This window comes from Pseudomonas sp. AL10, from assembly GCF_029960685.1.
In the GTDB taxonomy this organism is placed as follows: domain Bacteria; phylum Pseudomonadota; class Gammaproteobacteria; order Pseudomonadales; family Pseudomonadaceae; genus Aquipseudomonas; species Aquipseudomonas lactis.
This window is the reverse complement of the sequence record NZ_JASBQZ010000020.1, coordinates 73,832-84,301: the sequence shown is the minus strand read 5'-3', so window position 1 is coordinate 84,301 and position 10,470 is coordinate 73,832. Positions and strand designations below refer to the sequence as shown.

11 protein-coding genes and 1 pseudogene are annotated in these 10,470 nt (G+C 61.2%); 3 read left to right on the top strand and 9 right to left on the bottom strand.

Going from position 1 to position 10,470, the window contains the following annotated elements:
• Positions 1 to 106 (bottom strand): annotated as a pseudogene (locus QK296_RS18600) (2,3-diketo-5-methylthio-1-phosphopentane phosphatase); the annotation flags it as partial.
• Between the two features lie 241 nt (positions 107 to 347).
• Here QK296_RS18600 and QK296_RS18595 point away from each other — a divergent pair.
• Positions 348 to 1,118: a MipA/OmpV family protein gene (locus QK296_RS18595; RefSeq protein WP_282391166.1), complete on the top strand. Its 771-nt coding sequence runs from the start codon at positions 348 to 350 to the stop codon at positions 1,116 to 1,118.
• Between the two features lie 132 nt (positions 1,119 to 1,250).
• Here the strand turns inward: QK296_RS18595 and QK296_RS18590 are convergent, their stop codons facing one another.
• The 5 genes from QK296_RS18590 to QK296_RS18570 all read right to left on the bottom strand — a co-directional run bounded on the left by QK296_RS18590 (position 1,251) and on the right by QK296_RS18570 (position 4,904).
• A complete protein-coding gene (locus QK296_RS18590; RefSeq protein ID WP_003188932.1) occupies positions 1,251 to 1,655 on the bottom strand; it encodes a transporter in 405 nt (134 codons plus the stop codon).
• Positions 1,652 to 2,032, bottom strand: coding sequence for an EamA family transporter (locus QK296_RS18585; RefSeq protein ID WP_003188930.1), 381 nt, complete (start codon positions 2,030 to 2,032; stop codon positions 1,652 to 1,654). The genes QK296_RS18590 and QK296_RS18585 overlap by 4 nt, the downstream gene beginning before the upstream one ends.
• A complete protein-coding gene (locus tag QK296_RS18580; protein ID WP_034134472.1) occupies positions 2,029 to 2,949 on the bottom strand; it encodes an arginase in 921 nt (306 codons plus the stop codon). The genes QK296_RS18585 and QK296_RS18580 overlap by 4 nt, the downstream gene beginning before the upstream one ends.
• Before the next feature lie 227 nt (positions 2,950 to 3,176).
• Entirely contained in the window at positions 3,177 to 3,830 is a 654-nt protein-coding gene (locus QK296_RS18575; RefSeq protein ID WP_282391165.1) for a DsbA family oxidoreductase, read from the bottom strand.
• 54 nt (positions 3,831 to 3,884) lie between these two features.
• A complete protein-coding gene (locus tag QK296_RS18570) occupies positions 3,885 to 4,904 on the bottom strand; it encodes an alpha/beta hydrolase (RefSeq protein WP_003188925.1) in 1,020 nt (339 codons plus the stop codon).
• Positions 4,905 to 5,086: 182 nt separating this feature from the next.
• Here QK296_RS18570 and metR point away from each other — a divergent pair, with 182 nt between their 5' ends.
• Positions 5,087 to 6,004 carry a transcriptional regulator MetR gene (gene metR / locus QK296_RS18565; RefSeq protein ID WP_124385336.1) on the top strand — a complete coding sequence of 306 codons (918 nt, stop codon included), beginning with the start codon at positions 5,087 to 5,089 and terminating at the stop codon, positions 6,002 to 6,004.
• 70 nt (positions 6,005 to 6,074) lie between these two features.
• Here metR and QK296_RS18560 read toward each other — a convergent pair whose 3' ends face one another.
• Genes QK296_RS18560 through QK296_RS18550 form a run of 3 tightly spaced genes read right to left on the bottom strand, consistent with a single transcriptional unit; the run spans position 6,075 to position 8,340 of the window.
• On the bottom strand, positions 6,075 to 6,620 hold the full coding sequence (locus tag QK296_RS18560) for a GNAT family N-acetyltransferase (RefSeq protein WP_003188921.1): 546 nt from the start codon (positions 6,618 to 6,620) through the stop codon (positions 6,075 to 6,077).
• Entirely contained in the window at positions 6,617 to 7,030 is a 414-nt protein-coding gene (locus QK296_RS18555) for an NUDIX domain-containing protein (RefSeq protein ID WP_003188920.1), read from the bottom strand. The genes QK296_RS18560 and QK296_RS18555 overlap by 4 nt, the downstream gene beginning before the upstream one ends.
• On the bottom strand, positions 7,027 to 8,340 hold the full coding sequence (locus tag QK296_RS18550) for an HD domain-containing phosphohydrolase (protein WP_282391164.1): 1,314 nt from the start codon (positions 8,338 to 8,340) through the stop codon (positions 7,027 to 7,029). Before QK296_RS18550 ends, QK296_RS18555 begins: the two co-directional genes overlap by 4 nt.
• A 199-nt stretch (positions 8,341 to 8,539) precedes the next feature.
• Between QK296_RS18550 and QK296_RS18545 the strand changes: the two genes are divergently transcribed.
• Entirely contained in the window at positions 8,540 to 10,414 is a 1,875-nt protein-coding gene (locus tag QK296_RS18545; RefSeq protein WP_282391163.1) for a GGDEF and EAL domain-containing protein, read from the top strand.
• Positions 10,415 to 10,470 lie beyond the last annotated feature (56 nt).

The window sequence follows — 10,470 nt, the reverse complement described above, 5'->3', positions numbered from 1 at the left end:
CAATGGTTTCCCACTCGGGGCCGGCGAAGCGTTGGAGGACGTTGTCGATGACATCCGTGGGAGTAATGGTCCCGTCGAAGTCACACACGATATGCCAGTTGATCATCTGCCTTTCCTTTAGGTAAAGGGCCTTGGAGGAGCGCGCTGTATGCGCTTGCCAAGGGATAGAGCAGGGACTGTGCCAACTGGCGAAAACCCCGCAGGGCTGGGGGTTGGCGCGAAATGCGCAGCGATATATGTCGCAGGAGCTACAATTTTTGTAGCTTGCTACAAACAACATGAGTGCTTGCGCAGGCGCGCCGGTTTGCGCGTTCATGCGCGCCTGCCCACCTTCAGGAAACGTCCCCATGTCCAAGTTCGCTGCTGCTGTATTCACCGGTTTACTTGGAGGGTGGGGCCTTTGCAGTGCCGCATGGGCAGAGGGCATCACGGGCGATGTGGGCGCGGGCCTCAGCTATCAGCCCCACGACCCCAGCGGCAGCCGCTACGAAACCCGGCCTGTGCCGTACCTGGACCTGGATTGGGGTGACGTCAGCCTGAGCACCGATGACGGCCTCACCTGGAGCGCCCTGGATACCCACGGCCTTACCGCTGGCCCCTATATCAACTACCTTTCGGGGCGCACCTCCAACGGCGAGTTGCAAGGCCTGCGCAACGTGTCGGACATGGCGGAAGTGGGCGGTTTCGTCCAATACGCCCCGGCCAATTTCTGGCGGGTCTACGCGCAATTGGGCCAGGCCGTGGGCGGCGGGCATTCCCAGAGCGGCGCCCTGGGTAAAATCGGCGGCGAACTGGGTTACCCCTTGGGTGGAGGGATTATCGGCAGCAGCGGCCTGGTTGCGCATTTTGCCGATGCGCGCCAGACCAATACCTTTTTCGGCGTAGACCACAACGAAGCTGTCGCCTCGGGCTTACGGCCGTATAACGCGAGCGGCGGCTTTCAGAACGTGACGCTGAGTCAAAGTTTTTCCTTCCCCCTGGCGCCCCATTGGTCACTGCTGACCAGTGCCAGCTGGGTACACCTGGTGGGGTCGGCGGCCAAGAGCAGCATCGTCAAAGAGGCTGGCCAGGTGAATCAGGGCCAGGTGCAGACGGCGATCAGCTACACCTTCGACTGAATTACCCGGGAGCAAAATGTGGGAGCGGGCTTGCTCGCGAAAGCAGTGTGTCAGTCAGCTAATATTTAACTGATCCACCGCATTCGCGAGCAAGCCCGCTCCCACATTGGGCCTGCGTTCATAGCACTATTTTCAGTGTTCTTCGCCCTCAGCCAAAAGGGCGATACCACCGATAATCACCACCACGCCTACCCAATGCAACGCGCTGATGTGCTCGCCCAGCCCCAGCCAAGAACCCAGCAATACGGCCACAAACACCAGCGAACTCAGCGGAAACGCCAGGGACAAACTGCTACGCCGCAGAATCAGCATCCACACAAAAAACGCCCCGAGATAGCTGGCAATCGCCGCCAGAATTCCCGGGTTGCGCGCCACGTCGGCCAGCCATTGCCAACTGAAGTCCATCGGCCCCAATTGATCGCCGGCCACCTTGGTGAACAATTGCCCTGCGCTTTCGGTGGCGATCAGCAATGCCCATAGCACCAGGGTGCCAAGCCGCCCATGCAGCCAGCCAGTATTGATTGTCTGCGTTGTCATGCCTGGTTCCCCGCGATTGCTACCAACATCACACCCAACGTGATCACCAACGTGCCCAGCCAGCGACGTCGGCTGACGGTTTCCTTGAGCACCACCCTGCCCGCCAACACCACCAGGCAATAGGCCAACGCCGCCAGCGGAAACAGCAGACTCAAGGGCGCACGGGACAGCGCTTCGAGCCAGACAAAAAACTCAATCACATAGGCGCCGACGCCGGCCCACAACAGCGGCGCATTGAACACCTGGCCCCAGAACGCACGCAGGCGAAAACCGCCATCGAGTTGCGGCAAACGGTCCACGCCCAATTTGAAACACAGCTGGCCAATCACATCGAGGACGATGGAAAACGCCAGTAACAACACCACGGTCAGGGTCACGGGAACAGCTCCTCAAACAGGTCGATCAAGGCTTCATTGGTTGCAGCATTACGCTGCAAGTCTTGCGGGCTCCAGCGCTCCGGTGGCGGCTGATCAGACTTGGCTTCCCAGCGCTTGAACGCGTTGCTGAACGCCGGTGTGGCGAACTCACCGCAGACGTCGATGCCAATGATGCGTTTACCCGCCGCCAACGCTCGCAGGGCCTGGAGCAAATGGGTCAGGCGCATGCCGCCCTGGTCCCAGTTGGTCGCGGCGTCTTCACTGGCCAGCACATCTTTGTCGATGGTGATCCAGATCGCTTCGGTGGGCAGGCTGGCAATCATCTGGTCGAGGAAAGCCGCCCAATCCAGGTCCGCCAAGTTGCGCCAATGCAGGTGGTTTTCCTGTTGCTGGTGGCCGGCGCCGTCCCCCACCCGGCCCCAGACCTTGGACGGCGGATGCTGCCAGGGAAACAACTGCAAACGCCCGCGCTTGAGGGCGCCAAGGTTGCCGCCGCGCAGTTGCGGGTTATGCAGGTCATCGCTGCACGGGCCGAGGGTGACGATGCGTTGGATCGCCGGCATCTTCAGCGCCCGGTTGACCCACGAACCGCAGTGCCGCTTGGGCGCAAAGCGCACCCAGTCGGGGTGGTTGTCAAAGTGGATCAGGCTGATGGGCTCTTTGAGGTCGGCCAAAAAGGCCGGCGTAAGGTGGTGATAATCGCCGGAGCCAACAAACAGGATTTCCGGGCGCGCGTCACGGGGCCGAGGCCGCTGGGCCAGGCGCTCGACGAAACGCTTCCAGGTTTTTTCGGTGGACCACAAACGCAATTTCGGGCCCAGGTCCAGCAGGTCCAGGCGCGTGGCCCGACCGCTGGCCAACCGCCGGGCAATCGGTGCCTGGCCGGTGAGGCTGTGGTCAAGGTCAAGAATATTCAAGGTAAGTTACACCCCTAATGGCAGCGCCCAACCGCAGGCCGGTTGGGCTTTAGGGGGGTAATGCAAGGGATGGGCCAGCGCTTGGATGAGCGCCATTTTTGCAAACAATGAGTATCAAGTGTGGGAGCTGGCTTGCCTGCGATAACGGTGTGTCAGCCAGCCCATTTGCAACTGACAGTCCGCTATCGCAGGCAAGCCAGCTCCCACATTTTGCTCCGTGTTCGGTTTCAGGATTTCGATTCGTTGATGATCTGGCGAATCGCACCCACGAAGGCTTCAGCCGGTTGCCCACCGCTCACCGCATATTGGTCATTGAAGACAATGGTCGGCACCGAACTCACCCCACGGGAAACCCACAGCTGTTCCTGCTCACGGACTTCGGCGGCGTATTCATCGCTGGCAAGAATCTCGGCGGCGCGCGCAGTGTCCAGCCCTACGCTCTCGGCGATGATCGCCAGGGTCGCGTGATCGGAAGGGTCCTGGCCATCGCTGAAATACGCCTTGAACAGCGCTTCCTTGAGGTTGTACTGCAGCCCCTCCAGCCCAGCCCAATGCAATAGGCGGTGCGCGTCGAAGGTGTTGTAGATACGGCTCTGGCCGTCGGTGCGGAACGCAAAGCCCAATGCGGCGCCCATGTCGCGGATGCGCGCACGATTAGCCTGGGACTCTTGCGCCGTGGAACCGTACTTTTCGGTAATGTGCTCGACGATGTTCTGCCCCTCGGCGGGCATGTTCGGGTTCAGTTCGAACGGCTGGAAATGGATCTCGGCCTGCACCTCGCTGCCGAGCTGGTCGAGGGCTTCGGTCAGGCCACGCAGGCCGATGATGCACCAGGGGCAGGATACGTCGCTGACGAAATCGATTTTCAGGGGAGTACTCATGATGGGCAACCTCGCGGGCATTGATGCGCAGAAAGCTTGCACGATACACCACCTTCACAGCACCTTCGAAGGCTCGCTCAAATCGATCTGCGCCCAATGCGCGCCATCCTGGCGATGGGCTTGCAGGTAGGGCAGCACCGCCGCCAACAAGGGTGCCTTGAACGCTTCCTGAAAACGGTGGGCCAGGCCGGGAATCAATTTCAACTGGCTGCCCTGGATATGCGCGGCCAGGTGCACGCCGTGCATCACCGGCAGCAAGGGGTCGGCGGTGCCGTGGACGACCAACGCAGGCACGCGCAGTTGGTTGAGCAAGGGCACACGGCTCGGCTCGGCCAGGATCGCCATGATCTGGCGCTTCACGCCTTCGGGGTTGAAGGCGCGGTCATAGGACAGCGCCGCCTGGTGCAGCAACGCCTGGCGATCGTCCTTGATATCCGGGCTGCCCAACGCCGCGAGCAAATCCGCCTGTTGCTCCAGCGCCACCTCACGGTTGGGCGCGCTGCGCCGCGACAGCAATTGCACCAGCGCCGCGTTCGGCGCGGGCAGGCCCTCGGCGCCGGAGCTGGTCATGATCAGGGTCAGGCTTTCCACACGCTGTGGCGCCATGGCCGCCAGGTGTTGAGCGATCATGCCGCCCATGCTCGCGCCGAGTACGTGAAATTGCTGCACCTGCAGCGCATCCATCAACCCCAGCGCGTCGTCGGCCATATCAGTCAAGGTATAAGGCGCGGCCACCGGCAGGCCGAGTTTGTAGCGCAGCACTTCGAAAGTCAGGTTGGCGCTCGCCGGCGCCTGCCGCCAAGTGGACAAGCCCACATCGCGGTTGTCGTAGCGAATCACCCGGAAACCTTGTTCGCACAGGGCCACCACCACTTCATCCGGCCAGTGAATCAACTGCCCGCCCAGGCCCATCACCAACAGCAACGCAGGGTCGGACGCACGGCCGATACTTTGATAGGCGATGCTCACCTGAGCCAGGTCGACCGTTTGGGTCGGGACATTGACATCACATCGAGAAGCCGCAAAGGACGGCAGGCCGAACAGTAGAGCGGCCACAAAAAACAACGCACGCATGAAAAACACCAAAACGCAGAACCCCAGTAGAGCGCGAGTCTGATGAAGTTTGTTCAAGCGCGCTGCCACAGTTCGATGACAGTTTGATGAAGAGTGCCCAGTGGTCATGGTCGACACGCTCCACAACATGAGACAAAATCAAGCAATCCGTTTTAATCGCAAATTTTCTTCATGGAGCGCCTGTGCTCGAAATCCGTCACTTGAAAACCCTGCACGCCTTGCGCGAAGCCGACAGCCTGGTGGAGGCCGCCGAACGCCTGCACTTGACCCAGTCCGCCCTCTCCCACCAGTTCAAAGAGCTGGAAGAGCGCCTGGGTATGCCGCTGTTCGTGCGCAAGACCAAACCGGTGCGTTTCACCAGCGCCGGCCTGCGCCTGCTGCAATTGGCCGACGCCACCCTGCCGCTGTTGCGCGGTGCCGAGCGCGATATTGCGCGGCTGGCCGGGGGCACCGCCGGGCGCTTGCACATGGCAATCGAATGCCACAGCTGTTTTCAGTGGCTGATGCCGACCATCGATCAGTTCCGCGATGCCTGGCCGGAAGTCGAGCTGGACCTGGCCTCCGGCTTTGCCTTCGCGCCGCTGCCGGCCCTGGCCCGTGGCGACCTGGACCTTGTGGTGACCTCCGACCCGCTGGAACTGCCGGGCATCACCTACGTGCCGCTGTTCACCTACGAAGCCATGCTGGCGGTGGCCAACCAGCACCCGCTGGCGAACAAGTCTTACATCGTGCCGGAAGACCTGCTGACAGAAACCCTGATCACCTACCCGGTGGAACGTGACCGCCTGGACATCTTCACCCGCTTCCTGGAACCGGCCGACGTTGAACCGGCCCAGGTTCGGACCTCGGAGCTGACCGTGATGATGATGCAACTGGTGGCCAGTGGTCGTGGTGTGTGCGGCATGCCCCACTGGGCGCTGCATGAATACAGCTCGCGCGGGTATGTGAAGGCCAAGCGGTTGGGCGAGAAAGGGTTGTTCGCCACGTTGTATGCGGGCATTCGTGCCGACATGCTCGATGCGCCTTACATGCGCGACTTCTTGCTGACGGCCAAGGACACCTCGTTTTCCACGCTGGATGGCGTCAGCGCGGTGCGTTGAGCGGGCTCTGAGTGTGCGGGCTAGCGTGGGAGCTGGGCTTGCCCGCGATGCTTGCACCGCGGTGTTTCAGTTACACCGTGGTGATGCTATCGCAGGCAAGCCAGCTCCCACAGTCCACCTGCAGTTCGCGCCACATGTGGATCTTGTCGAAGTACTCCACGCCTACCCGCACAGCCAATGGCTCCAGGCCGTACTGAATGAAACCGCAGCGCTGGTAGAGCGCAAAGGCGGCGTCATTGCCGGCGGTGACGGTCAGTTGGATCAATTTGAGGCGCGGGTGGCGACGGGCTTCTTCCAGTGCGGCTTGCACCAGTTGCCGCCCAAGCCCCTGCTGTTGATAAGCCTCGGTCACGTACATGCCGAACAAGGTCACCTTGTGCCGGGCCTTCTCCCGTGGCTCAAATGCAAGGCCGACAATACCCGCCAACTGATCGCCGTCGAAGGCGCCAAACAGCCGGTCCAGCGGGCTGCCGAGGCGCTTTTCCCACCAGCTCAAGGGCATCAAGGCACGTTCGGCCACGCTGGAGGTGAACGCCTGGGGATAAGCGCCATACGCCTGTAGCATCAACGCCCGGTATACGGGTGCGTCGGGAGCCTCCAGCGGGCGAATGATCATGCGTCGATCAGCGACGCGCGGTAGAGCGGCAGGATCGTATCGCGGGTCAGCGGCGCCAATTGCAGGCCGCCATCGCCCGTGGGGTCGATCCAGCGGATTTCTTCAATTTCCGCCGCTGGCGTGACCGCAACGTCGATCTGCACCTGGAACAGCTCGGCCTGCACGGTGAAGCCCGGTTCGTTGGCGGCAGGCGCCGAGAATTGGCCGAGGTACGTGGCGTCCTCGACCTTGATGTGCAGGTTCAGCTCTTCATACAGCTCACGGGCCAGCGCCTGGACGGGTTGTTCGCCTGCGTCGATCTTGCCGCCAGGTTGCATGAACGCCTGGGTGCCGCGCTTGCGCACCAGCAGGGTCTGGCCGGCTTGGTCAATGAGGATGGCGGCGGCGATGCGGATGGTTGAATCATTCATGAAAGAATCGAGGTCTCTTCGGGCTGTTTGATAAATACGCTGTACTTGGCGCCTTCCATCGCTTCGAACGCGATCAATTTGTCCACCAGCGGCAAGTTAAGCACCTTGCCAGCATTGAGCAGCAGCATGCCGTTATCGGCATTGAGGTTACGGGCCAACACCATGCCGGCCTCAAGCTCACGGGTCGTGAGGACTTTGACCGTGGGGTCGCCCAGGGTCACGTCGCTGAGGAAGGTGGCGCAGGCCTGCACAAAATCTTCCACCAACGCCGGGTCATACAGGCGCCCGGCGTACTTGCGGATATACAACAGCGCTTCGTCGCTGTTGAGGTGTCGCTCCAGGATCAAGCCTTTCTGCAATTCGATAAAGTCCACCGCCAGCTTCAGCAGCCGTGAACCGGGCGGGATGGTATCGCCCTTGAGGTGGTCGGGAAACCCCGTGCCGTCCCAACGTTCCTGGTGATGACGAATGATCCGCGCCGCATCCTTCATCGGCTCCAGGGTCATCAGCAACGACTCGCTCTGCCCCGGATACTCACGGTACAAGCCACGGTCGGTGCTATGCAGTTTGTCTGACGGTGCAACCATCATGCTGTCGGTCCAGCTCAACTTGCCGATGTTGTACAACGCGGCGGCCATGGTCAGGTCACGGGTGCTGGATTCGTCCATGGACTGGGCGGCGCAATACACGCGGATCAACTCGATCAACGCACGGTTGGTCTGTTTGTCCTTGGGCAAGCGCAGGTTGGCCAGCAGCGAGAATACTTCGGTGCCGGTCACGTAGCTGCGCTTGAGCTCGTCGTAGGCCAGGTCGAGCATGTCGGCGGTTTGTTGCAACTCGGCGGTACGCGCCGCCACACGTTTTTCCAGGGTGGCGTTGAGCAGCTTGAGCTGTTCGGTCTGGTCTCGGGCCAGGCGTTCAAGCCGTTGGTGCTCGAGGGTTTGCTGCAACACCAGTTGCAACTCCTCGTCGTTCCAGGGTTTGCTGATGTAGCGGTGGATCTGCCCGTCGTTGATCGCCTTGATGATGGTGGTCAGGTCGGCGTAGCCGGTGAGCAGGATGCGGCTGGTGGCGGGATACAGGCGGTGGACCTCGGCCAGCAGCGTGGCGCCGTCCATGCCGGGCATGCGCGCATCGCTCATCACCAGATCGATAGGCCGGGTCGCCATGATCTCCAGCGCCTGGGCGCCGCTGGTGGCCAGTACCACGTCATAGGGCTGGCCGCGCAACAGGCGGCGCAGGCTGTTAAGGATCGACTCTTCATCGTCGACCAGCAAAACAGCGGACTTCGTAGCGAGTTGTTCATCCATGGCGACTCTGCCTTCAAATTAAACGAAGTTAAGCTAAATAGAATCCGCACAATACAAAGCGCGATTGATTTGACGCCAACTGGCCGTCGATATCAAGGGAACTCAACTATGCTGCACTGCATGCTCGCGCCCCGTTCAGTTGTAGAACCAGGGAAGGAATTATCATGCCATCAAGCCTTTTGCACGTGCCGAGTGCGCCATGAGGACGGAATCGGGCCGGGCCAACCGGCGCATCCTGATCGTGGATGACACGGCTTCGATCCACCAGGATTTTCGCAAGATCCTCTGTGCCGACGAGCATGGCGAGCCCTCCCTCGATACCCTGGAGTCCGCCCTGTTCGGCACCACCGCACCGGTGCGCCAGGCGTTTGACCTGGACTCCGCCTACCAGGGCCAGGAAGCCTTGGCACTGGTCAAGAAAGCCCTCGACGCCCACTCGCCCTACGCCATGGTGTTTATCGACATGCGCATGCCCCCTGGCTGGGACGGCCTGCACACCATCGAACAGTTGTGGGAGGCGGACCCCAGCCTGCAAATCGCGCTTTGCACGGCCTATTCCGACTATTCCTTCGAGGCCATCGAAGCGCGCCTGAAATACAACGACCAACTGCTGATCCTGAAAAAGCCCTTCGACCACCTGGAAATCCGCCAGATGGCCAGCGCCCTGACCTGGAAATGGCAACTGGCCCAGGGCGCGGCCCTCAAGGTGATCAGCCTGGAGCGCACCATCGAGGAACGCGTGCAGGAGCTGCTCAAGGTCTCGCACTTATTGCAATACGACGCCCTGACGGAGTTGCCCAACAGCACGTTGCTGGGCGACCGCCTGACCCAGGCGATCGCCTTGGCCCGCAGGCACGACACGCAACTGGCGGTGATGTTTCTGGGGCTCGACCGCTTCAAGCGCATCAACAACGCCCTGGGCTATCCGGCAGGCGACGAGGTGCTGGCGCAGGTGAGCCTGAGCCTGGTGGCGGCGGTGCGGGCGTCGGATTCGGTGTTTCGTTACGGCTCCGACGAGTTCGTGGTGCTGCTCAACGATATCCAGCATCCCCAGCAAACCCAGCACATTGCGCAAAAGGTACTCAATGCCGTCAGCGCGACTCGCCATGTCGCGGGGCATGACCTGAGTGTGAGCGCCAGCCTGGGCATCAGTATTTACCCCGATGACAGCGACAATGCCGTGGGTTTGCTCAAGCACGCTGAAACCGCGATGCGCACCAGCAAAGAACGCGGCCCGGGGGATCTCAGCTTTTACACCGAAGACATGAACCTGCGCGCCCAGCACCAGCAAAACCTGGAAAGCGCGATCCGCCAGGCGCTGGACCGCGATGAGTTTGTGCTGCATTACCAGCCCAAGCTGGCGCTGGAGACCGGGCGCATCGTCGGTGCGGAAGCGCTGACACGCTGGTTTCGACCGCAGTCGGGTTGGGTCAGCCCGGCGGAGTTCATTCCGGTCGCCGAAGACAGCGGCCTGATCGTACGCCTGACTCAGTGGGTACTGCGCCAAGCCTGTACACAGGCCCAAGCCTGGCGCGAGATGGGCCTGGCGCCCCTGCGCATGTCGGTGAACATCTCGGCGATCGACTTTCGCCAACGGGACTTCGTCGACAACCTGGCCGCCATCCTTAAGAACACCGGCCTGCCGCCCACCCAACTGGAACTGGAAATCACCGAAAGCGTGCTGATGCAGAACGTCGACGAAACCGTGGAAACCCTGCAAAAGATCAAGGCCATGGGCATCCGCCTGGCCCTGGACGATTTCGGCACTGGCTACTCCAGCCTCAGCTACCTGCGGCGCTTTCCCATCGACGTGCTGAAGATCGATCAATCCTTCGTGCGCGGCCTGCGCATCAATAGCCAGGACGAACAACTGATCAGCGCTATCATCGGCATGGGCAAGAGCCTGGAACTGAACATCATTGCCGAAGGCGTGGAAACCGTCGACCAACTGAATTTCCTCAAAGCCCAGCAGTGTGAGGAGGGCCAGGGTTTTCTGTTCAGCAAGGCGCTGCCTTCGAAAGATTTCGTGCAGTTGCTGCAAACGGATAGCGCGACACTGATGCCCGATCAATAAAATAAATAGCCCTGGGCCTGCAAGGAGTGCTCGCTTGAGCAACGTCGTAAACCACC

Coding starts and splice junctions, on each gene's coding strand:
- QK296_RS18570 (WP_003188925.1), bottom strand. CDS start 4,904: ATGCGTGCGTTGTTTTTTGTGGCCGCTCTACTGTTCGGCCTGCCGTCC.
- QK296_RS18545 (WP_282391163.1), top strand. CDS start 8,540: ATGAGGACGGAATCGGGCCGGGCCAACCGGCGCATCCTGATCGTGGAT.
- QK296_RS18590 (WP_003188932.1), bottom strand. CDS start 1,655: ATGACAACGCAGACAATCAATACTGGCTGGCTGCATGGGCGGCTTGGC.
- QK296_RS18560 (WP_003188921.1), bottom strand. CDS start 6,620: ATGATCATTCGCCCGCTGGAGGCTCCCGACGCACCCGTATACCGGGCG.
- QK296_RS18550 (WP_282391164.1), bottom strand. CDS start 8,340: ATGGATGAACAACTCGCTACGAAGTCCGCTGTTTTGCTGGTCGACGAT.
- QK296_RS18595 (WP_282391166.1), top strand. CDS start 348: ATGTCCAAGTTCGCTGCTGCTGTATTCACCGGTTTACTTGGAGGGTGG.
- QK296_RS18555 (WP_003188920.1), bottom strand. CDS start 7,030: ATGAATGATTCAACCATCCGCATCGCCGCCGCCATCCTCATTGACCAA.
- QK296_RS18575 (WP_282391165.1), bottom strand. CDS start 3,830: ATGAGTACTCCCCTGAAAATCGATTTCGTCAGCGACGTATCCTGCCCC.